The organism is Kribbella sp. NPDC051936 (genome assembly GCF_040680955.1).
Classification (GTDB): Bacteria; Actinomycetota; Actinomycetes; order Propionibacteriales; family Kribbellaceae; genus Kribbella.
The window spans coordinates 196,321-218,304 of sequence record NZ_JBFAXS010000010.1; the positions used below are offsets into that span (position 1 = coordinate 196,321).

At 69.7% G+C, this 21,984-nt stretch carries 20 protein-coding genes; 8 read left to right on the forward strand and 12 right to left on the reverse strand.

The annotated features are described in order from the left end of the window. Positions 1-251: 251 nt before the first annotated feature. Together AB0L64_RS33720 and AB0L64_RS33725 are read right to left on the reverse strand one after the other, a co-directional pair. Positions 252-902, reverse strand: a complete 651-nt coding sequence (locus tag AB0L64_RS33720) for a response regulator transcription factor (protein ID WP_359925365.1) — start codon at positions 900-902, stop codon at positions 252-254. 7 nt (positions 903-909) lie between these two features. After that, positions 910-2,232 carry a sensor histidine kinase gene (locus AB0L64_RS33725; protein WP_363716831.1) on the reverse strand — a complete coding sequence of 441 codons (1,323 nt, stop codon included), beginning with the start codon at positions 2,230-2,232 and terminating at the stop codon, positions 910-912. A 98-nt stretch (positions 2,233-2,330) separates the two neighbouring features. Between AB0L64_RS33725 and AB0L64_RS33730 the strand changes: the two genes are divergently transcribed. The 3 genes from AB0L64_RS33730 to AB0L64_RS33740 are packed head-to-tail and all read left to right on the forward strand — an operon-like array spanning position 2,331 to position 4,745. Next, a complete protein-coding gene (locus tag AB0L64_RS33730) occupies positions 2,331-2,825 on the forward strand; it encodes a GyrI-like domain-containing protein (protein ID WP_363716833.1) in 495 nt (164 codons plus the stop codon). 52 nt (positions 2,826-2,877) lie between these two features. Then, positions 2,878-4,089 (forward strand): MFS transporter, encoded by a 1,212-nt coding sequence (locus tag AB0L64_RS33735; RefSeq protein ID WP_363716835.1) that lies wholly within the window; start codon positions 2,878-2,880, stop codon positions 4,087-4,089. Further along, positions 4,086-4,745, forward strand: a complete 660-nt coding sequence (locus AB0L64_RS33740) for a hypothetical protein (protein ID WP_363716837.1) — start codon at positions 4,086-4,088, stop codon at positions 4,743-4,745. Before AB0L64_RS33735 ends, AB0L64_RS33740 begins: the two co-directional genes overlap by 4 nt. Before the next feature lie 438 nt (positions 4,746-5,183). Here the strand turns inward: AB0L64_RS33740 and AB0L64_RS33745 are convergent, their stop codons facing one another. The 5 genes from AB0L64_RS33745 to AB0L64_RS33765 form a co-directional block, all read right to left on the reverse strand. Continuing rightward, complete coding sequence (locus AB0L64_RS33745) at positions 5,184-6,929, reverse strand: DUF222 domain-containing protein (protein ID WP_363716839.1); 1,746 nt, start codon at positions 6,927-6,929, stop codon at positions 5,184-5,186. 1,418 nt (positions 6,930-8,347) lie between these two features. Continuing rightward, the gene (locus AB0L64_RS33750) at positions 8,348-9,175 is read right to left on the reverse strand and encodes a carbohydrate ABC transporter permease (RefSeq protein ID WP_363716841.1); all 828 of its coding nucleotides are present in this window, start codon (positions 9,173-9,175) and stop codon (positions 8,348-8,350) included. Beyond that, a complete protein-coding gene (locus tag AB0L64_RS33755) occupies positions 9,172-10,113 on the reverse strand; it encodes a sugar ABC transporter permease (protein WP_355698733.1) in 942 nt (313 codons plus the stop codon). Before AB0L64_RS33755 ends, AB0L64_RS33750 begins: the two co-directional genes overlap by 4 nt. 22 nt (positions 10,114-10,135) lie before the next feature. Then, positions 10,136-11,521 (reverse strand): extracellular solute-binding protein, encoded by a 1,386-nt coding sequence (locus AB0L64_RS33760; RefSeq protein ID WP_363716844.1) that lies wholly within the window; start codon positions 11,519-11,521, stop codon positions 10,136-10,138. Positions 11,522-11,713: 192 nt separating this feature from the next. Then, positions 11,714-12,715 (reverse strand): hypothetical protein, encoded by a 1,002-nt coding sequence (locus AB0L64_RS33765; protein WP_363716846.1) that lies wholly within the window; start codon positions 12,713-12,715, stop codon positions 11,714-11,716. Positions 12,716-12,824: 109 nt separating this feature from the next. On the opposite strand from AB0L64_RS33765, the gene AB0L64_RS33770 reads away from it, so the two are divergent. From AB0L64_RS33770 to AB0L64_RS33780, 3 genes are all read left to right on the forward strand, one after another. After that, on the forward strand, positions 12,825-13,421 hold the full coding sequence (locus AB0L64_RS33770) for a TetR/AcrR family transcriptional regulator (RefSeq protein WP_355698727.1): 597 nt from the start codon (positions 12,825-12,827) through the stop codon (positions 13,419-13,421). 75 nt (positions 13,422-13,496) lie between these two features. Then, a complete protein-coding gene (locus AB0L64_RS33775) occupies positions 13,497-14,282 on the forward strand; it encodes an ABC transporter ATP-binding protein (protein ID WP_363716848.1) in 786 nt (261 codons plus the stop codon). After that, positions 14,279-16,756, forward strand: a complete 2,478-nt coding sequence (locus tag AB0L64_RS33780; RefSeq protein WP_363716850.1) for an ABC transporter permease — start codon at positions 14,279-14,281, stop codon at positions 16,754-16,756. Before AB0L64_RS33775 ends, AB0L64_RS33780 begins: the two co-directional genes overlap by 4 nt. A gap of 117 nt (positions 16,757-16,873) precedes the next feature. Here AB0L64_RS33780 and AB0L64_RS33785 read toward each other — a convergent pair whose 3' ends face one another. The 3 genes from AB0L64_RS33785 to AB0L64_RS33795 all read right to left on the reverse strand — a co-directional run bounded on the left by AB0L64_RS33785 (position 16,874) and on the right by AB0L64_RS33795 (position 19,085). Next, entirely contained in the window at positions 16,874-17,671 is a 798-nt protein-coding gene (locus AB0L64_RS33785; protein WP_363716853.1) for a class I SAM-dependent methyltransferase, read from the reverse strand. Positions 17,672-17,718: 47 nt separating this feature from the next. Continuing rightward, positions 17,719-18,333: an NAD(P)H-dependent oxidoreductase gene (locus AB0L64_RS33790; RefSeq protein WP_363716855.1), complete on the reverse strand. Its 615-nt coding sequence runs from the start codon at positions 18,331-18,333 to the stop codon at positions 17,719-17,721. Positions 18,334-18,404: 71 nt separating this feature from the next. Next, on the reverse strand, positions 18,405-19,085 hold the full coding sequence (locus AB0L64_RS33795; RefSeq protein ID WP_363716857.1) for a DedA family protein: 681 nt from the start codon (positions 19,083-19,085) through the stop codon (positions 18,405-18,407). A 142-nt stretch (positions 19,086-19,227) separates the two neighbouring features. Between AB0L64_RS33795 and AB0L64_RS33800 the strand changes: the two genes are divergently transcribed. Continuing rightward, positions 19,228-19,965, forward strand: a complete 738-nt coding sequence (locus AB0L64_RS33800) for a 6-phosphogluconolactonase (RefSeq protein WP_363716860.1) — start codon at positions 19,228-19,230, stop codon at positions 19,963-19,965. On the opposite strand, the gene AB0L64_RS33805 is transcribed toward AB0L64_RS33800, so the two are convergent. Further along, entirely contained in the window at positions 19,945-20,688 is a 744-nt protein-coding gene (locus AB0L64_RS33805; protein WP_363716862.1) for an SDR family oxidoreductase, read from the reverse strand. The two genes, AB0L64_RS33800 and AB0L64_RS33805, sit on opposite strands and share 21 nt — an antisense overlap. Positions 20,689-20,721: 33 nt before the next feature. Between AB0L64_RS33805 and AB0L64_RS33810 the strand changes: the two genes are divergently transcribed. Then, complete coding sequence (locus AB0L64_RS33810) at positions 20,722-21,282, forward strand: TetR family transcriptional regulator (protein ID WP_363716863.1); 561 nt, start codon at positions 20,722-20,724, stop codon at positions 21,280-21,282. 4 nt (positions 21,283-21,286) lie between these two features. Here the strand turns inward: AB0L64_RS33810 and AB0L64_RS33815 are convergent, their stop codons facing one another. Beyond that, positions 21,287-21,910 carry a hypothetical protein gene (locus AB0L64_RS33815; protein WP_359925419.1) on the reverse strand — a complete coding sequence of 208 codons (624 nt, stop codon included), beginning with the start codon at positions 21,908-21,910 and terminating at the stop codon, positions 21,287-21,289. Between the last annotated feature and the right edge of the window lie 74 nt (positions 21,911-21,984).

The following is a 21,984-nucleotide window of genomic DNA, read 5'->3' on the forward strand; positions in this document are numbered from 1 at the left end:
TGACAACGAAAGACAACCGAAAACTGGTTGCTCTTGGCATCGACCCGCGGCCGGTCGGGCCGTCTCCCGCGCTCAGCAGCGTTTAGGTGTTTGAACGCTCAAAAGGACCTTGGTCCCTGGCCAAGACCCTGTCTCGTTACATAGCGTTACCGCATGCGGTGCTCACGGGGGATGTGGGGCTCCGGGGGGTAGACCGAATCGCGAGGGCGGTAGGGAGGGAGACCGCCCTCGTGATCGGTCCATGGGAGGCGTCAGGACGGGTCGTCCCGGAGCAGATCGATCGCCGCCTGCCGGTCCTTGACGCGGAGCTTGCGCAGCACCGACGAGACGTGCACCCGGACCGTCGTCGGGGACAGGAACAACCGCTTGGCGACCTCGTCCGTGGTCAGTCCCTCGGCGAGCAGGGCCATCACCTCCCATTCGCGGGAGCTCAGCAGGCTCGCGGGCCGCGAGCGGCGCCCGAGCCGCCGTCTGCCCGGCTCCCGGAACTCGTCCAGGATGCGGGCCACCAGCGACCGCGGGATCGCGGCCTCACCGGACAGCACCCCGCGCAGCGCGGCCGGCAGCCGGTCCGGGTCGGTGTCCTTGAGCAGGTAGCCGGAAGCGCCGGCGCGCAGCGAGTCGAACAGGTCACTGTCGTCGCGCGAGACGGTGAGCATCACGATCGCGATCGCCGGCAGCAGCCGGGCGATCTCCGCGGCGGCGCGGATCCCGCCGCCGGGCATGTGGATGTCGAGCAGGACGACGTCCGGCCGGTGCTCCTGGGTGAGCCGGACGGCCTCGGGCCCGGTGCCCGCCTCGGCGCAGACCTCGAACCCGCCCGCCTCCAGCGCGTGCCGGATGTGCGCCCGGAGCTGCGGGTGGTCGTCGGCCATCACCACCCGGCGCGGATCCGCGGTCATCGGCCCGTCACCATCTGATCTTCACCGTCGTCCCCTCGCCCGGCCGTGAGTCGATTTCGAAGGTTCCCGGCAGCGCCTCCGCGCGTTCCCGCATGCTGACCAGTCCGAACCCCGCGTGCCGGGCGACCGCGTCGAAGCCCGGCCCGTTGTCGGAGACGACCAGGTGGCTCCCCTCGGAGTCACGCCCCAGCTCGACCCTGACACGTTCCACCCTGCCATGCCGGACCGCGTTCAGGACGGCTTCCCGGGCGATTCGCACCAGCGCGTGCCGTTGCGGGCGGTCGACAACGATCGACTCGTCCAGCTCGAGATCGAGCCCCACGCCGTACCGCTGGGCCAACTGCTCGACCGCCCGGTGCAGCACGAGACCGAGCGGCTCGTCGTCCGATCGGCCGAGCGCCTCGAGCATCTGCCGCGCCTCGTCCATCGCGCGTTCGCTGGCGCCGAGGATCCGGTCGACCCGCGAGCGATCGGTGGCCGCGAACCCCGAGATCTCGGAGCGGATGTAGCCGAGCTCCTGCAGTACGCCGTCGTGCATCTCGCGGGCGACCCGTCGCCGGTCCTCGACGACCGCGGTTTCCGCCTGCAGGGCCCAGTGCCGGCTGATCTCCCGGCCCGCCGCGATGAGCAGCAGCAGGTACGAGCCGGTCCGCAGCAGGCTGCCGGAGTACAGCAGGTCGGCGCGTTCCGGTGGGAAGAGCAGGTAGCTCAAACGCGCGAATGCCCCCAGCGCGCAGGCGGGACCGAGCCACCGCAGCAGTACGTCGTCTCGGCTGCGCGCCTGCACCGTGAACGCCACCGCGGCCACCGCGAAGCACACGAGCGTGAGGATCTGCGGGATCAGCAACGCGTTGCTGGTGGCATCGGCCGACAGCGAATCCTTCCGCCAGTACACGACGGCACCGACCACGAGCATCGCGACGACGGCGGGCGCCAGCGCCCAGTGCCGCCAGCCGTGCCGGCGCGCGAGGCGGTCCGGGACGAGCGCTGCTGCCGCGATCAGAAGGGTGCCGACGATCCGCAAGGCCGGCGGTAGCCAGTTGCCGAACGCACCGGCCGGATTGTTCTTGACGAGCGTGACGCAGAGCAGCGCGTTCGCCGTACCGAGGACGACCAGTCCCTGCAGCAGCAGGAGATCCTGTCGCGTGTAGGTCCGCAGGAAGCGCCCGTACACCAGGAACGCGAGCAGCAGCGCGACGCATGCGTTGACGGTCTCGAGCACAAGATGCGCCGCCGCGCTCTGCTCGCCGAACTCCTGCTCCCAGCGCCCCACCCCGACAGCCGCGGCCATCCCGAGCACCAGGATCCCCAGCGCAACGCTCCCCCGCATCCCCCAGACCCGGCCTCTCACAACCACCGACCGTACGCCGAACCGGCACGGTCCGGAAACACCGAACTCGGTGGCACAGTTGTCGCAGGAGGTGGCTGATGGAGGTGCTGGAGCCGAACCGGGTCGTCGAACGGGCCGCTCGGGACTGTCTCGGAATCCGGGTGGTGACGCCGTTCCGCGGCATGCTGGGCAAGCGCGACGAACTGCTCGACGAGCTGATCGCCTGGCTGGACGACCGGACGATCGACGATGCCGGCCCGTTCTTCCTTCGCCTGCACGTGATCGACATGAGCGGACCGATGGACCTGGAGGTCGGCGTGGTGACACCGGCGCCCCTGCGCGGCGACGCACGGGTGCGGGCCGGCACGCTGCCCGCCGGGCGCTACGCGACGCTGACCTACCGCAACCACTCGCTGCGGGCCAACCGAGCGCTGCTCGACTGGGCCGCCGCCGAAGGGCTCGTCCTCGACCGGCACGAGAGCGCGGCCGGCGACGTCTTCGGCTGCCGGTACGAGGCGTACCGGACCGACTCGCGGACCGAACCGCGCAAGACGAAGTGGGCGGTCGAACTCGGTATTCGCCTCGCTGACTGACGCGCACGGCCCGTAGGATCTGCGGGTTCGCGCGTCGGTCGAGGGGGCTTCGGTGGGGTTTCGGCAGGATCTGGCCGTACTGCGGCATCGCGACGTGCGGATTTTCGTGTCGGCGCGGTTCGTCTCGATCCTCGGGTCGGCGATCGCGCCGGTGGCGCTGGTGTTCGCCGTCCTGGACGTGTCGCACTCGGCCGGCGCGGTCGGTACCGTCCTGGCGGCGCGGAGTATCCCGAACATCGTGTTCCTGCTGATCGGTGGCGTGATCGCAGACCGGCTGCCCCGGCACCTGGTCCTGGTCGCGGCCAACACGATCAGCGGCCTCACCCAGGGACTCGCCGCGACGCTCGTCCTCACCGGGCACGCGACGATCTGGCAGTTGGCGGCGATCGAGGCGGTGAACGGGGTGGCGGCGGCGTTCGTGATGCCGGCGATGACCGGGATCCTGCCGTCGATCGTGGACCGCGCCGAACTCCCGCAGGCGAACGCGATCTCGGGATTCGCGCGCTCCGCGGCAATGATCGGCGGCGGCGCGGTCGCGGGTGTGATCGTCGGCCTGACCGGCCCCGGCGTCGGACTCGCGGTCGACGGCGTCACCTTCCTGATCGGCGCGCTGTTGCTGCTCCGGCTGCGGATCCCACGGATCACGCGGCAGGCGAGCTCGCTCGTGACCGATCTGCGCGAAGGCTGGCACGAGTTCGTCTCCCGGCAGTGGGTCTGGGTGATCGTGCTCGCGTTCGCGTTGCTCAACCTGATCTACACGGCCTGCTACCAGGTCCTCGGACCGGTGATCGCGGACCGCACGTTCGGCCGGGCCGGCTGGGGTGTCGTGAGTGCCTGCTTCGGCGCCGGACTCGTTGCCAGCGGCATCATCATGCTCCGGCTCAAACCCCGCCGCCCGCTGCGCATCGGGATGCTCGGCATGCTGCTCACCGTCCCGGTGATGCTGTGCCTGGCGCTGCTGCCGCAACTGTGGGCGATGGCGATCGCGGCCTTCGTCCTCGGCGTCGGCTTCGACATCTTCGGGATCAGCTGGGAGACCGCGCTCGGCCAGCACGTACCCATCGACAAGCTGTCGCGCGTGTCGTCGTACGACATGCTCGGCTCGTTCATCGCCGGTCCCGTCGGCCAGCTCACCGTCGGGTACGTCGCGGTGGCGATCAGCGCGAAGGCCGTCGAACTGTACGGCGCCGCGCTCTTCGTCCTGATCACCGTCGTCACGCTGGTGGTCCCGTCGGTCTGGAACCTGCGTAGGCTGGACGTGTGAGCTCAATCGTTCCGGGACCACAGAAGAAGATCGGCGAGGAGATCGACGCGGCCCGCTCCGGCGCGAAACCGTTGAACGCGGGCGACCTCAACGCGTCGGCACCCCGTGTCGAGGAGCTGACCGGACTCGACGAGTGGCCCGAGACTCTGCGCGCCGCGGTCGAGGCGGAGTACGCCCGCGTCACCGCGCTGGAATCCAACCGCCGCAAGACCGCCGACAGCGCTGTGGGCGAGCTTGTCGCCGCTCTCGACACCCTCCTGTCCGAGATCACCGACCACCTCCAAGCCGGCAAGCCCCGCCTCTTCGGCAAGACAACTCCGCCCGAGCCGTCACCTGAGGCCGCGGCCCTCCTCGGCATCCCGTCCGACGACCTCACCCCACCGCCACACCGCACCGCCGTACGCACCCTGAAACAGCTCCGCACCCAACTGAAGGACCTGGCAGCAACCCCCGACCACTCCCGCCTCACCCGCCTGACGACCTTCACCATCCGCCTTGCCATGGTCCTGGACGCCGCCCCAGACTCCGCCCCCGCACTGGCCCCCATAGCCCTCTCCCGCTACACCCAGGGCCTCCCCGACCCCCAGTGGACCGCCACTTTCCCCGAAAAACTCACCACCTGGCAGAACATCCGCCACACCCTCACCACCCCCTGAAACCCACCGCCTCGAAAGAACACCGCGCCACGGCGCCAGTCCTACCGGCCGGCCCGGCCCGCGGACCACGGCACCTGGCGAGCATCTACTGCCGGCGTCGCCTCCCACGACGTGCTGCGCCCCCACGAACCCGCGCCGCGGCGGCAGCCTCGACGACTCCGCCGGCGAGCGCAGTACGTGGCGAGCATCTGGGTGTTGGCATCGGCTGCTCTGGCGTCGCGCCGACGCCAACGGACTCCGCTCCGCAGCGGCACTTTTGCTGGCCACCTTCGGTGCGTGCGCAGCACATGCACAGCATCTGATGCCGGCGTTGGCGGCACTGGTTGTTCCGCGGACGCCCCTGGGCCGCCTACAAGGCAGGCTGCGCCCTCTCCTGCCTCTCGGACCACACCGGCCTCCCCACCCACGTGCCCGCGGCCGGGGGCTGTCGTGTTTGAGCTAGCCGGTCAGCGCGAAGTCGGCGGCCTGCTGAAGGGCTGCCTCGTCAGCTCGCCACTTCGAATGGTGGGGGCTGGACAGGTCTGGATCGCCGTCGGCCGGCGGGGCGGTCGGCGGGGTGGGGATGGGCGGGGACGGGTGCCCGACGGCGCGTCGGCGGTAGCCGTGGTGGCGTCTAAGTGGTGTTTCTGCCCAGGCTGGGCGGGTGACGTGGACGACGCCGTCGAGGATGGTGATCTGCCAGCGGCCCCTGTGCAGGTCGACGTGGTGGCGGCGGCACAGCAGGGCCAGATTGTCGACCTTGGTGTCGCCGCCGTCGATCCAGGAGATCAGGTGATGGGCGTCGCACATGACCGGCGGGGCTCCGCAGACCACACAGCCGCGGTCGCGGGCGTCCAGGGCGCGGCGCATCGCCCCGGTGACGAGCCGCACGCGGCGCCCGACGTCGAGCGGTTCGGAGTTCGAGCCGAGCACCAGCGGGATGATGTTCGCGTCACAGGCCAGCCGCCGGATCGTGGCCGCGGACAGCCCGCCGCTGTAGACGGTGCGCCCGATCGCGTCCGCGGTCGCGGCCTTCAGGTCTTCGAAGTCGATCGTGACCGTGATGGTCGCCCTCGCACCATACCCAGCCACCCGACCACCCGTGCCCTCGGCGCCCGCAGTACCCGCACCGCCGACTGTGCCCTCGGCGCCCGCAGTACCCGCACCGCCGACTGTGCCCTCGGCGCCCGCAGTACCCGCACCGCCGACTGTGCCCTCGGCGCCCGCAGTACCCGCACCGCCGACTGTGCCCTCGGCGCCCGCGGCACCACCTGTACCCGGGCTGCTCGCGGCACCACCTGTACCCGCGGCGCCCTCGGTGCCCGTGGCGGGGCCGGCGGTGGGGCCCGTGGTGGGGGCGGTGGTGTCCCAGACGGCGGCGGCGATGCTCAAGGCATCCGACAGCGCGTCGGCCTGGCGCTTGTCGCGCGCGCGGGGGTCGTGTTCGCCGTCGACGGTCTTGTGCGGGCGGGCACCGGCATGGACGACGGCGCGCAGCAGTTCGGCGTTCTCGTTGGCCAGGAAGCCCTTGAACTTCACCCCGTTGTCGGCAGCCGACAGCGTCAGGGACTCCCGTTCATACGCCTTCAGCTCCTCGGGCTCGGGGCCGTCGGAGTCCAGCAGGTCGGCGATCTCCTTGGCGGCCGTGCGCAGTTCGCCCGGCGACAGGTGACCGGCCAGCCCGACCAACTGCTCCGCGGCCGCGTCCAGATGCTCCACCGGCACCCGCGACCGAACCCGCTCCAGCGGAGACACGATCGCGGCCGCCTGCGCCGGACGCAGCAACCACCCACCACCCACGCCAGCTTCAGCCCCGCCCTCAACCGCGCCGGTGCCGTCGGCAGTGGCGTCGGATCCACCGTCGTCGGATCGGCTGTCGTCGGATCGGTTGCCGTCGGGGGCGTCGGTGGGTGCGGAGGAGGCGGTGCGGTCGAGGGCGGTTGCCACGGCCGGGTAGTGCGGGGCGGTCTGGGCGAGGCGGAGGGTGCGGCGGGCGGCCGGTGGGTCCAGGCGGTAGCGGAAGCGCAGGAGTTCGGCGGTGTCGCGGGCGCCGAGCTCCTGCGCGTACCCGGTGGATTCGATGGCGGCGATCACGCTCAGCCGGTAGGCCTCCAGGCGGGCGAGCTCGGCTTCGAGCGTGTCGAGAGTGGACAGCAGTTCGCCGCCACTCATCGACCACGCCGGCCGTTCGCCCAGAAGTTCCATACCCCCGACCCTAGACGGTGCCACCGACAATTTCCGAGCCGGAATCCCCTTATTTTGTGGGCTATTCGTGGGCCCACACCAGCAAACACCACGCGCCACGGCTCCGCGTCCTCGGCAATGTACGACAGCACGCGGCGACGTCTTCTTGGCCCGGCACCAGCAGAGCATCTGATGGTGGCGTCGGCTGCAGGGGTGTCATACGGCCGCCGACGCACACCGCTACAGGGTGACTGTCGGCCTCGCCCCGGCGTGCGCGAGAGTGGTGAGGTCGCGGAGATGTTGCTCTGGGCAATCTCCTGGGAGCGCCCGCCCCCGCCACACGGCCTCCGCGTCGAGCTCGATGACACAGCAGTAGCGCGCCCGAAAGCGCTCACCGCGGTGGGTCACGCACCAGTGCGCTGGCCAACGGACCTATGTGTAACACCAGCACGATCCGCGCCCACCGGCCAGGCCGGCCAACGACAGCGCTGCGAAGCGGTGTTCTCTCGCCGACGCTCATCCCGCCAGCGGCCCGCCGCCATGCGCGCACGCGCCGGAAGGGCTGCGGAGCAGTGGCGTCCTTGGCGTCGGCCGCCACACCACAGCAGCCGACACCGACCCACACAAACAGCTGAAAGGACCCGCTTCGCGACGACAGTCCATCAGCCGCCTCCGGCGCCGCGCGCAGTTCGCGGCGAACGTCAGGGGCAATCGACGCCAGCCGCTGTGGCGGTGCGGTGGTGGCGTCGCGGTGCGGTGGTAGCGCGGCAGATGAGAAGCGCTGGGCTCGCCGTTGCACCGCGACGCGCAACGCGCGCCCACCAGCCAACCCAGCCCCACAACCGACCCCGTCGCCTCCGCCCGTTTCCAGCGTCAGGCCAGCATCCCGCCGACACCGTCGCCGAGTCGTGGCGATTGGCGCACACCCCGATCGCCGAGTCGTGGATCCTGGTCGTCCTAGCCAGCCAAACCCCACGACTCGGCGCACCGCGCATGCTTCGCCGCATAGCTCAGGCGGGAAGGACAGTCACCCGCGCGGCGGGGCGCCCATGTTCAACGGCCGCGCCAGCAAGCTGCACACCACGTTCCGCGCCAAACAACAGCCGCCGCGAACCAGCGTCCCCTTCGCGCCACAGCAGCCGACACCAACACCTCAACCGCCCAACACCCGCCCCGCACCCCGGCGAAGCCGGCCCAAGACAGCCGCCGCGAAGCGGCGTCCTTCCGCTCCACAGCAGCCGACGCCAACACGTCAACCGCTCAACACCTGCCACGCACCCCGGCGAAGCCGGCCAAAAGACAGCCGCCGCGAAGCGGCGTCCTCTTCGCGCCACAGCAGCCGACACCAACACCTCAACCGCTCAACACCTGCCCCGCACCCCGGCGGAGCCGGGCCAAAGACAGCCGCCGCGAAGCGGTGTCCTTCGGCCGGTGTCCGGTTAGCCCTTGATGGCTCCGCCGAGGGCGAAGGCGCCGCCTAGTTTGCGGCTGAGGAGGAGGTAGAGGAGGAGGACGGGGGTGGTGTAGATGAGCGAGTACGCCGCCAGCTGGCCGTAGTTCGGTTCGCCGTACTGGCCGAAGAACGTGAAGATGCTGACCGACGCCGGCAGCCGTTCGGGCGACAGCAGCAGCATGAACGGGACGAAGAAGTTCCCCCACATGCCGATGAAGGTGAAGATCAGCACGACCGCGATCCCCGGCCACATCAGCGGCAGCACGATCGCCCACAGCGCGCGCATGTTGCCGGCGCCGTCGACCCACGCAGCTTCCTCCAGAGACAGCGGTACGCCGTCCATGAACGTCTTCGTCAGCCAGATCGCGAAGGGCAACGCCGAAGTCGCCATGAACATGATCGTGCCGCCGAGCGTGTCCACCAGGTTCAGCTGCACGAAGAGCCCGTAAACAGGCACCATCACCGCAGTGATCGGCAACCCCGTGCAGAACAGAACCGTCAGCAGGAAGGGCCGGTTGAAGCGCGTCTTGAACCGCGACAGCGGGTACGCCGCCAGCACCGCGCACACCATCGTCAGCAGCGCGGCCCCGCCGCACAGCACGACGCCGTTGAGCACCGGGCGGTACGTCGTGTTGGTGTTCAGCACCGCCTTGAAGTTCCCGAGCGTCGGGTGCGTCGGGAACTCGACCCGCAGCCCCGCGGTCCGGTTGATCGACGCGAACAGCACCCACAGCAGCGGGAGCACGAACAGCACACCAATGGCCAGCAGGATCAGGTTCGACGTCACCTTGCTGAGACGGTCGCGCGCAATCACGCTGCCTCCGAGTTGAGTCCACGCAGGTAGATCAGCGAGAAGATCGCGCCGATCGCCAGCATCACCAGCGCGATCGCCGTACCGTAGCCGATCTGCGAGAAGCTGAACGCCTGCTCGTACATGTACAGCGGCAACGTCTGGCTCTTGGTGCCCGGGCCGCCGCGGGTCATCGCGTAGATAAGGCCGAACACGCTCAGCGTCTGCAGCGTGATCAGCATCAGGTTGGTCATGATCGCGCGGGTGATCATCGGCAGCGTCACGAACGCCAGCCGCCGCCAGCCGCCCGCGCCGTCCATCTCGGCGGACTCCTCGATCTCCTTGGGGATCTCGCTCAGCGCGGCCGAGTACACCAGCATCGAGAACGCCGTACCGCGCCAGATGTTGGCCAGCGACACCGCGATGATCGGCGCCGCGTACAACCAGTCCTGCCCGGGCAGGCCGACCGCGTGCAGCATCACGTTGAGGGTGCCCTCGTCGTTGAAGAACGCGCTCAGCAGGTACGCCGCGACCACCTCGGGCAGCACCCAGGCGCCGATCACCGCGGTGCCGACGAAGTTGCGGATCACCTTGGTGGACTTGCGCATCAGCAGCGCGAGCCCGAGGCCGAGCGTGTTCTGCCCGATGATCGCCGAGATCAGCGTGAACACCAGCGTCAGCCAGATCGCGTTCGTGAACGCGCCGCTGCCGAACGCCTTGCGGAAGTTGTCCAGCCCGACGAACTTGACGTTCGCGGCGCCGGTCCCGGTGAGCGCCATGTTCGTGAACGCGGCGTACACGCAGTAGATGATCGGACCGGCCAGGAAGACCAGCATCAGTCCGATGGCCGGCGACAGCGGCAGCATCTTGAGCAACTTGGCGGCTCGCGGCTTCCCGCTCCCCCCGGACGTCTTGCCGGAGGGAGTGGGAGCCGAGGCCGTCGGTGCGACAGTCGTCGTCACAGGGGAGATTCCTTCGCCCGGGCTACTGGCCCGAAGTCGTCTTGTCCTTGCCGACGATGCCTTCGACCGCTTCGTCGTAGTTCTTCGCGGCCTTGTCGATCGAGGACTGTCCGGTCATCACCGCCTCCATCGCGGTGATGATCTCGTTGGAGACCTTCGGGTACTCCGCGTACGCCGGGCGGTAGACGGTGACGGAGACCAAGTCGGTGAAGAACTGCGTGCTCTTCGAGGAGCTCTTGTAGGTGGCGTCGGAGGCGACGTCCTTGCGGACCGCGATCTGCGCGCCCTCGGTCGCGTACTTGGCCGCGTTCTTCTGGGTCTGCAGGGTCTTGATCAGGTTCCAGGCCGCGTCCGGGTTCTTCGACTTGGCCGGGATCGCCCAGGTCCAGCCGCCGGAGAGGCTGACCTTGCCCTTGCCGCTGCCGTCCTGGGTCGGCATCGCGGTCTGGCCGAGCACCTCGGACCACTGCGGCCACGGCTTCGCACCGGTCTTCTGCCAGTTGCCGTAGATCCAGGAGCCGTCCAGCGCGATCGCCAGTTTCCCGCCGGGCAGCAGTTCGGTGCCGACCTTGCTGCCCATGTTCGGGTCGAGCGCCTGCTTCGGCGACGGGCCGAGGCCCTCGGTGTAGACCGTCTTGATGAAGTTCAGCGAGTCCTTGAAGCCCTGGCTGCCGACGACCCACTTCTGCTGGTCGTTGTTGTACAGCGAGTCCTTCGTGCCGTACAGCAGCATCTCGAAGCCCTGCATCGCGGAGGCTTCACCCATCGGCTTGCCGGAGTACACGTTCATCGGGATCACGCCGGGGACCTTCTGCTTGATGGTCCGGGCGGCGCTGAGAACGTCGTCCCAGCTCTTCGGCTGCCAGTCGGCGGGCAGGCCGGCCTTGGCGAAGATCTGCTTGTTGTACCAGAGCGCCCGGGTGTCCGTGCCGTCCGGTACGCCGTAGGTCTTGCCGTCGAGCGCCTTCGCCGCGCCCTTGGCGGTGTCCTCGAACTGGCCCCACTGGTCCCACTTGTTGATGTAGTCGTCCAGCGGCTTCAGGTAGCCCGCGGTGATGTCGGAGTTGATCAGGAAGGTGTCCTCGTAGACCACGTCCGGCGCGGTGTTCGGCGACCGCATCATCAGCTGCAGCTTGGTGTAGTAGTCGTTCTCCGAGGCGACGATCGGCAGGATCTCGACCGTCGAGCCGGGGTTCGCGGCCTCGTACTCGGACTTCACGCCGGTGAGGAAGTTCTTCATCACCACGCCCGGACCCCACTGCTGGTACGCGATCTTGATGTGCGCGGGGCCGGAGCTCTGCGCACCGCCGGCGTCCGGCTGCTTGGTCGTCGACCCCTGGCTGCAGGCCGTGACCGCCAGCAGCAGCGCGCTCGTGACGGCTGCCAGCTTGAAACGTTTCCTAGACATCATCAGGTCCACCTTCGGGCAATCGTTGTCATCCCGGTACCACGACCCAAACCTGCGGGCTTTCCCGCGACCGTAGGAGTCCTGAACGGCCGAAGTCAATGCTTGACAGACAACGTTGTCGCCCCAAACGCACGGCACCACGGAGACCGGGACGTAACGATCCGGTCACCGCGGTGTCATACCCCTACTTTGTCAGGCTGCGACCGCCGGCGCCTCGTGGCGAGCGGGTACGGCGCGTCCCCGGGCACGGACCGAGCCGACCCCGCACAGCAGCAGCCCGGCGAGCAGCCAGCACCCCAGTACGGCGAGTGGCCGCGCGGCCCCGGCGCCGTCGAAGAAGCTCACCGAGCGCAACGCCGTACCGGCCGCGCCGGGCGGCAGGAGCTGCCCGAGCGTGCCCCATCCGGTCGGCAGCATCTCGGGCGCGCTGGTCATCCCGGACAGCGGATTGCCGAGCAGCATCATCACGGCGCCGCCGAGCGCGAGCCCCGCCGTACCGAGCAGCCACTCGAGGCCGAGCAGAGTGAGGCTGATCGCCGCGATCGACAGCGCGATCACGCCCGCATTGCCCAGGTAGCTGCCTTCGAACGAGCCGAGCCAGTACTGCAGTACGGCGGCCAGCGCGAGACCGCCGGTGACCGCGAAGGTGATCGCCCCGATCATCCGCTTCGCCCCGGACCGCACCAGCTGGGTGAGGGCGCCGGCCGCGATGATCCCGCCGAGCACGAGCGGCAACGCACCGGCCGCCAGTCCGGCGCCACGCGGGTCGTCCTTCGGCAGCGGCACGATGTCGGTCACCTTCGCGGGGTTCTCCGGCGACATCCGGGCGGACAGCTGGGTCAGCACCTGCGCGACGGCAGGTCCGCCCGCGGACGCGGTCAGTACTTCGGGCTGCGCCGCGTCCAGCACGATCGCGCCGTACGCCTCCCGGTCCTCGATCCGCTGCACCGCCGCCTGCCGGTCCGGTACGGCGGTGATCTCGAAACCGTCGGGCACCGCCTGGCCGAGCGCGGTCTCGATCTGCTGGACCGCCGGCGCCGGACCGGACACCGCGAGCGGGACGTTGCGCGGCTCGGAGCGCGCGGCCGGCCACGCGAAGGCGATCAGGAACACGGTGAGGACCGCGGTCAGCAGCGTGATGACGGCGATCAGGGGCGGCCGGCGACGGTCGGCCGCGTGCGCCTCAGTGGTCATGGCGGGTACTCCCTCGGGCAATAAAACCGAATGATCGTTCTTTATGACTTCGAGCCTGGCAACAGCCCACCGACTTGTCAAGAACGGACATTCGTTTTATGTTGCGGACGTGCCCAAGGTCACCGAGGAACACCGGCTGGCGCGCCGCGCGCAGATCGTCGCGGCGGCCCGCACCTGCGTGATCGAGGAGGGCTTCCACAAGACGACGATGGCCGACGTGATCCGCGAGTCCGGGCTGTCCGCGGGCGCCGTGTACGGCTACTTCAAGAGCAAGGAAGAGATCGTCGCGGCGATCGCCGAGGACGCGCTCAGCACGATCGACGAGCTGTTCCAGAAGATCCTGGCGACGGAGCAGGCCGTCACACCGCTGATGGCTCTCGAAGCGGCGATCAACCACGTCGTGGCGGTCGCCGAACGCCCGGGCGGCGACGTCACCCGGGTCGCGATCCAGGCCTGGGCCGAGGCCTTACGGAACCCGGCGATCATGGCCACTGCCTGCGACAAGTACACCGTGCTCCGCAGGAACTTCGAGGCGGTCGCCCGCCGGGCCCAGGCCGACGGCACCGTCGACCCCGACGTCGCACCCGAGTACATCGCCCAGGTTCTGCTCGCCCTGATCCCCGGTTTCGTCCTGCAGCGGCTGATCATCGGTGATGTGACGCCCAGCACTTACCTCGCCGGAGCACGAGCCTTGTTCCGTTCCTAGGGTGGACTTTCGTCCACCCCTGTCGTCGGTTCAGCACCATGGGGCGCGGCGCCGTCGCTCCGTAGCGTCGACGGCATGAAGAAGAGGACGCAGGAAGCAGTCGACGGGGCCGGATACTCGGTCGTCCTGCAGGATGTACGACGGGTCTACGGCCGTGGCGGGAACACCGTCACCGCCCTCGACGGGATCTCGATGAAATTCGCCCCCGGCACCTTCACCGCGGTGATGGGCCCGTCCGGGTCGGGCAAGAGCACCTTCCTGCACTGTGCCGCCGGGCTCGACCGGCCGACGTCCGGCAGCGTGTACATCGACGGACAGCCGCTCGCGGGCCTGAGCGAGCGCAGGCTGACCGAGCTGCGGCGGGAGCGGATCGGGTTCGTGTTCCAGTCCTTCAACCTGCTGCCCGCGCTGACGGTCTGGCAGAACGTCTGCCTGCCGCAGGAGCTCGACGGGCGCCGGCCGAACAAGGCCGCCGTACGGCAGGTTCTGGACCGCGTAGGCCTCGGCGACCGGCACAAGCACCGCCCGGGCGAACTGTCCGGCGGCCAGCAGCAGCGGGTCGCGATCGCCCGCGCGCTCGTTGCCCGGCCCGCGGTGATCTTCGCCGACGAGCCGACCGGCGCGCTCGACACCCAGACCGCTGCCGACGTCCTCGAACTGCTTCGCGAGCCCGTGCGTTCCCAGGGCCAGACGGTCGTGATGGTCACGCACGACCCGGTCGCCGCGTCGTACGCCGACCAGGTGGTCTTCCTCGCCGACGGCGCGCTGGCGGGCAGCCTGACCTCGCCCACCGCCGAAGCGGTCGCCGACCGGATGACTCACCTGGGCGCGCGATCCAACCTGCAGGCGGTGGCGGGATGATGCGCCTCGCCGTCCGCACCTTGCGGCACCGCAAGAGCGGATTCATCGCGACGTTCGTCGCGGTCGTCTTCGGTACCGCGATCGTGATGGCGTGCGGCGGCCTGATGGAAACCGGCATCCGCTCCAACGTCGAGCCCGACCGGCTGGCCGCGGCCTCCCTGGTCGTCACCGGCAACCAGTCCCACCACCGCCCCGGCGTCGAGGACCCCACTCCCCTGTCAGAACGCGTCGGCGTCCCCGTCGACCTGCTCCCCAAGATCCGTTCCACCGAAGGCGTCACCTCCGCCGTGGGCGACTACACCGTCACCGCCGTCAACGGCTCGTCCGGACCTGTGGTTGCCGAGGGCCACAACTGGTCGAGCGCTGCGCTCGCGCCGTACCACCTCGGCACCGGGCACGCGCCGCGATCCGGTCAGGTAGTGGTCTCGTCGGGGAAAGTGGGCGAGCACCTGACGCTCTTGATCAACGGTGAGCCGAAGACCTTCACGATCAGCGGCATCGCCCCGCAGGCCTCCGGCCACGCCTTCTTCGCCGACCGGGACGCCGCGAGCTTCGTCCGCAACCCGTCCCGCTTCGCGGACGTCGGCGTACTGGTTGCCCCCGGCACCGACCTCGACGAGGTGAAGCACAAGCTGCAGGAGGTGGACGGAAACCTGACCGTCCGCGCCGGCGTCGACCGCGGCCTGGCCGAGCACCCCGACGCCGAGTCCCGCCGTACGGCGTTGATCGCGGTCGCCGGCTCGTTCGGCGGTATCGCGACGATGACGATGATGTTCGTGGTCGCGTCCACGCTGGCGCTCGCCGCTCAGCACCGCGAGCGTGAGTTCGCGCTGCTCCGCGGCATCGGTACGACGCCCGGTCAGGTGCGGCGGATGATCCTCGGCGAGGCTTTGATGGTGTCGCTGCCGGCTGTCGTCCTGGGATGCGTGCCAGGGATCTTCCTCGGCCGCTTCCTCTTCGACCAGCTCAGCTCGCACGGTGTCGCGTCGCCGGTGATCGAGTTCGCCCAGGGCTGGATCCCGTTCGCGGCCGGCGCCGGCGCGGCGGTTCTCGCGGCGATCGGCGCCGCGCTGATCGCCGCGCGCAAGTCGGCGAAGATCAAGCCGGTCGAGGCGCTCGTCGAGGCGTCGTTGCAGCGCAAGTGGTTCAGCTGGGTGCGATTGCTGTTCGGCCTGCTGTTCCTGGGCGGCGGCCTCGCGCTCCTGATCGTGACCGCGACCGTGATGACCGGCCCGCTTGCCGCGTCGACCGCCGGACCGTCGATCCTGTGCTGGGCGATCGGTGTCGCGCTGCTCGGCCCGTTCTGGACCAAGCTGGTGCTGGGCATCTGGCGCTGGCCGGTCCAGGCACTGACCCGGGTGAGCGGCCGGCTCGCGATCCGCAACCTGTCCGCGCGCACGGTGGCATTGTCCGCCGCCGCGATGCCGGTGATGCTTGCCGTCGGCATCTCGACCGCCAACCTGTACATGCAGACCACGCAGGTCCACGCTTCCTCCGAGGCGTTCACGCGGGACTTGCGAGCCGACGCCGTACTGGTCTCGGACGCGGGCCTCTCGCCGAGGCTGGTCTCCGAGGTGCGAGCGGTCCCCGGCGTGGCGAGCGCGTCGGCGTTCGTCCGGAGCATGGGCGCGGTCGACGACCCGCGGAAGGCTCCGTTCGACGAGGACGGCGCGCCGGTGATCGGCGTGGACGCGCAGGGCGCGAACGGTACGGCGCCGGTGCGGCTGACGAGCGGATCGCTCGCCGGGCTGAGTGGGTCGACCGCGGCGATCCCGGAGTACATGGCCAGCAAGACCGGTCGCGGCATCGGCTCCGAGATCACGATGACCTTGGGCGACGGGATCACTGTGAAGCTGCGGGTGGTCGCGACGTTCGCGGCCGAGCGTGGATACGAGTCGATCATCCTGCCCGCGTCCCTGGTTTCCGCCCACACGACCGACGGTCTGACCAAGCAGGTCCTGGTCCGCGCCGAGCCCGGTGCCGACGTACGACCGGCTCTGGCCAAGCTCGCCACCACCCACCCGGGTGTCCAGGTCGCCGACCGCAGCACGCTCGTCGCCTCGAACGTCGAGGACCTGCAGACGCAGGCGTGGATCAACTACATGCTGGTCGGCATGCTGATCGCGTACACCGCGGTCTCGGTCGTCAACACGCTGGTGTCCACCACGCTGCGCCGCCGCCGCGAGTTCGCCCTGCAACGGCTGACCGGCTCCACCCGCTTCCAGGTGCTCCGCATGCTGACCACCGAAAGCACGCTGGTCACCCTCACGGGCATCACGCTGGGCACCGCCGTCGCGCTCGCCTGCCTCCTGCCGTTCTCCGCGAAGGTCGCGAACGATGCCCTCCCCACAGGCCCGTTCTGGATCTACCTGGTAATCATCGGAGCAGCCGCCGCACTCACCTTCGCCTCCACCCTCATCCCCGCAACAGCAACCCTCCGCCACGCCCCAACTCAACCCACCCACAACGACTGAACCTTGGACATCTCCTGGTAGGTGTGGACAGCGCATGACCTGTCCACACCCACCGCCGGGTGTTCAAGGTCGGGCCGCACCTGGCGGGCTGACCGCACGCTTCGGCGCCCTCGGCATTCATCCCGTGCCAGGGCGATGAGCTCGGCACGTCAACAGCAGCGGTATGGGATCACCCGGCAGACGCCACAGCCCGGCGGCGTCCTGCAGCATCGACGGGCTCCGCCGGCGTAGGTCCACGGGGAGTTCGTCGAGGCGGTCGATGTGCAGGCCGGCGCTCGTCAGTGCGTTCACCAATCCGCTGACCGTCCAGGGCCAGGTGCTCTGCACGTGTTCCGGCACGTCCTGCCCGGTGTAGCTGGTCGTCACCTCACGATCGACGGCGCCGGTGCGGAAGTACGACGTACGGACCCGAAGCTCCTCGTCCACCATCGCCTGCAGCGGATGGAATTCCGCGAGGAAGACGGTCCCACCGGGGCGCAGCATCCGCGCCACCACCCGCGCGAACTCGCCCAGATCGGGCAGCCACACCAGCACCCCGTACGTCGCCACCACCACGTCGTACGACGCCGGCTCCAGTACGTCGGGCACGTCGTACACGTCCGCCTGGACGAACCGCGCCGGCAAACCGACCTCGTCGGCCAACTGTCGCGCCGCGTCGATCGCCTCGGCGGAGAAGTCCACCCCGGTGACGTCGGCGCCCAGCCGTGCCCACGACAACGTGTCCAGCCCGAAGTGACACATGAGGTGCAGCAGTCGCCGTCCGCGGACGTCGCCCACCGCCTCGACCTCGTACGGCCGCAGCGAACTGCCGCCCGCCCGGAACCCGGCGACGTCGTAGAACCCGGACGACACGTGCGCGGCGGCGCGCAGGTCCCAGGCCACCCGGTTTCGCTCGACCCGCGCCCGATCGTCCACAGACCGACGATAGGTCCTGGACCGCCCGGCACGCGCCGGGTTGTGCGCTATCGGGCAGGCGTCGGCTCGGCGACCGGCTGCAGGGCGATCGTGGTGGCCTGGATGATGCCGGCGTTGTCGCGGATCCAGCCGGACAGGACGACCTGCAGGTCCTCCAGATCGCGCTCCTCCAAGATCACGCCCGGCACCGGGACGCTCGCGCCCAGCTCGGCCAGCACCGGCCGCAGATGCTGGTCGGCCAGCAGTTTGTGGCTCGGCGCGGCCGACACCGTCACCGGGACGACCACGGAGCCCGCCAGCGCCGAAGGACGCAGCACGTCGAGGAAGCTCTTCAGCAGGCCGGTGTAACTGCCCTTGTAGACCGGTGTCGCGACGACGATGACCGACGCCGACGACACCAGCTCGATCGCGGTCTCCAGCGCGGACTGCGTTTCCGCGCCTGCCTGGTCGCCCTGGAAGATCGCCGGCGCCAGCGTCACCAGGTCGATCAGCTCGTCGATCCGGTACGGCGTCCCGAGCTCGGAGGCGAGCAGCTCCGCGACGGACGCCGCCGCGGCCGCGGTGCGTGATCCGGCGCGCGGGTTGCCCACCACCGTGACCACCGACTGGGGCCAGACCGGTGGTTCCGGCGCGACCTTCGACTCGAACGCGACTGACGGCATCTGACCCATCTCCCGGAACCTCGGCGGCAACTGTGCAGCAACAGTCTCGAGAGTAGTCAAAGTCGAGCCGTCTACTGGACTTTCTCACTATCCGAACGCCTGGTCCGAAGCTGCACCACGACGAACCACCCGACCGCCGCCACCGCGGCCACGATCACCAGCTTCTGGAACACGCCGACCGACGACTCCACCAGATGCCACCGCTCGCCGAGCTGATACCCGGCCAGGATCAGCAACGAGTTCCACACCAGGCTGCCGATCGCGGTCAGCGGCAGGAACAGCGCGACCCGCATCCGCTCCACGCCGGCGGGCACCGAGATCAAGCTGCGCACCACCGGAACCAGCCGCCCGATCAGCACCGCTTTGGCGCCGTGCCGGACGAACCACTCCTCGGCCTTGTCGACGTCGCGCACCTTCACCAGCGGCAGCTTCCCGGCTAGCGCCCGCATCCGGTCGCGGCCCAGCACCGCGCCCACGCCGTACAGCGCGAGCGCGCCGATCACCGACCCGAGCGTGGTGCAGACGATCGCGGCGACCAGCCCGAAGTCGCCGCGCGCCGCCGCGAACCCGGCCAGCGGCAGGATCACCTCGCTCGGCAACGGCGGGAACAGGTTCTCCAGCGCGACCGCGACCCCCGCTCCGGCCGGACCCAGCCGCTCCATGAGATCGATCGCCCACCCGGCCACCCCACCGGTCGGTTCCTGCGTCGCCTGCAGCGCGGCCATCATCACCTGATTCGTCGTCGTCAGCATGCGGACGACGCTAGATCCGTGGACCCTGTCCACACACTGGAGCCAGCCGCCGTCTTCCGGTCTGGTCATCCACCGTACCGACCGGGGGAAAACCCCCGGTTGTGCGAGGCTTTCCCCAGTACACACGCCGCCAGGAGGGTCCATGACAGTCGAGCACGCTCCGCGCATCAGCACGCATCCGAGCCGCGAGGAGCTCGGCCGCGCTGCCGCGACCGCCGCCGCCGGGGAGATCCTGAGGGCGATCGCGGCCGACGGACGGGCCCGGATCATGCTCGCCGCCGCCCCCAGCCAGATCGCGACCCTGACCGCGCTCGCCGCCGAACCGGGCCTCGACTGGAGCCGGGTCGAGTGCTTCCACATGGACGAGTACGTCGGGCTGGATCCCGCCGCGCCGCAGTCGTTCCGGAACTGGCTGCGCCGGAACTTCCTCGACAAGGTGCCGCAGGCAACGTTTCGCCCGCTGGATCCCGAGGACGGGCCGGACGCCTACGCGAAGCTGATGGGCGACGAGCCGTTCGACCTCGTCCTGTTCGGCCTCGGCGTCAACGGGCATCTGGCGTTCAACGACCCGCCCGCCGACTTCAGCGCCGCCGAGGCGGTCCGGCTGGTCGCACTGGACGAGACCAGCCGCAAGCAGCAGGTCGACGAGGGCAATTTCCCCGGCATGGACGACGTACCGACCCACGCGATCACCGTCACCATCCCCCGGCTGCTGAACGCCCGCGCGCTGATCGGATCCGTCCCCGGAGCCGTCAAGCGCCAAGCCGTCCACGACACCCTCACGCAGCCGATCAGCCCGGACCACCCCGGTACGGCGCTGCGCACCCACCCCGGCGTACGGCTCTTCCTCGACAGCGAATCAGCCGACGCCGAGGTGTAGCCCGCCGGACGCATCCACGACCTGCCCGGTGATCCATCGTGCCGCGGGTGAGGCGAGGAACGCGACCACCTCGGCGACATCGTCACCACCGCCCAGCCGGCCGAGCGCCGTCTGGGCGACGATCAACTCCGTCAGCCCCGGCGCCTCGAAGAACGCCCCGTTCGCCTCGGTCCGGGTCGCACCGGGCGCGACGGCATTGACCGTGATCCCTCGCGCACCCAACTGCTGCGCCAACGTGCGCGTCATCGTCTCGAGCGCACCCTTGGTCATCGCGAACGACGTCTGCGCCGGGTTCGCCATCCGGGTCGCGACCGACGAGATCGACACGATCCGGCCCGCGTCCGACAGCACCGGCAGCAAGCGCTGGATCAGGAAGTACGGCGCGCGCACGTTCACTGCCATCAACCGGTCGAAAGCCGCCTCCGTGTCCGTACCGATCGGACCCGCGGGCGATGCCGCCGCGTTGTTCACGAGCACGTCCAACCGCCGGCCTGCCAGCCCCACGGTCAACTGATCGACGACGGCGTCGGTATCCCCCGGCACACCTAGCTCGGCGCCGATCACGAACCCGCGCCCGCCGATCCGCTCCAGCGTCTCCTCCGCACCGGCCTTGTCCTGGTGGTAGTGCACAGCCACCTCGGCTCCCGCCGCGGCCAGCCGCTCAGCGATCGCTCGCCCGATGCCGCGCGAGGCCCCGGTCACCAACGCCACCCTGTCCTTCATGTTAGAAACTATCATGTTGTTAGTATCTACCACATGAGCTTGAGGGACCGCCAGCGTGCCGACACCCGGCAACGCATCCAGCGGCAGGCGCTGCGCCTGTTCACCGACCGCGGGTACGACGCGACCACGGTGAACGACGTCGCCGACGCGGCCGGCGTCTCGGCGATGACGGTCTACCGGAACTTCCCCACCAAGGAAGACCTGGTCCTGTACGACGACTTCGACCAGTTGACCGCGGCCACGATCGCGGAGCTCCCGGCCACCGGTTCACTCACCGACCGCATCGGCCGCACTGTCGTGACCATCCTCGACCTGGTGGCCACCACCGAGCACGACCTGCTGCTCGCACGCCTCCGGCTGATGATCTCGACCCCGGCGCTCCAGGCCCGTCACCTGGACAGCCAGTTCCGCCTGCAGGAAGCGTTCGTGAACGCGATCGGTCCCAGCCAGGAGTACGGCGCCCGCGCGGCCGCGAGCGCCGTACTCGGAGTGACTCACACCGCCTTGCTGCGCTGGGCCGCCGACGACGGCGAGCCCGACCTGGCGGACCTGTTCCGGGAGGCGTTCACCGCCACCTTCGGTCACGCTCCCTGAGCTGTCAGGTCATCTCGGGCACCCGTAAGTGCGCGATGGCGAGCTCGAACTCGCGGACGTCCAGGACTTCCGCGCCGGCGTCCTTGGAGGTCGAGGCACGCATCGAGGCGGCGGCCTCCCGGTTACTGTTCATCGCCTCCTGACTGTCGTACGTCACCGAGGACACCCCATGGCCCGAGGCCCGATCGACGAGCAGGCTCGCGCTGCAGAACCCGGCCAGGTCCTCGAGCCGCGGCAGTGACGCCAGCTTGTAGACGTCGATCGCCCGGTCCATCGTCGCGGGGTCGATCTTCACCCAGGTCGCCCGGACGCACGCGCCGGCGGACGAACGGTGGTCACGGTGCAGTACGGCGATCTCCCACTCCTGCACCTGCGGACCGGACCCGCCCATGGTCTCCGCGATCCGCTCGCGGACCGGCCGGAGCGCTTCGTCGGAGGCCCGCATCGCCTCCTCCGACTGCCAGGCACTGGTCGCGATGCATCGGCCGGACTCCCGGTCGACGATCATTGACAGGCCGATACAGCCGTCCAGGTCGAGCAGCATCGGCATCACTTCGTCGCGCACCTGCGCGATGCCGGCATCGACCGACGCCGGCGCGGCATTGATCGTGGTGGAACGCGCGTACACGATCCACCCCCCTTACGCTCAGGGCAGCGCCCCGGCGGCGCCGCCGGACACTTCTCACCCTCCTCCCCGGGCGA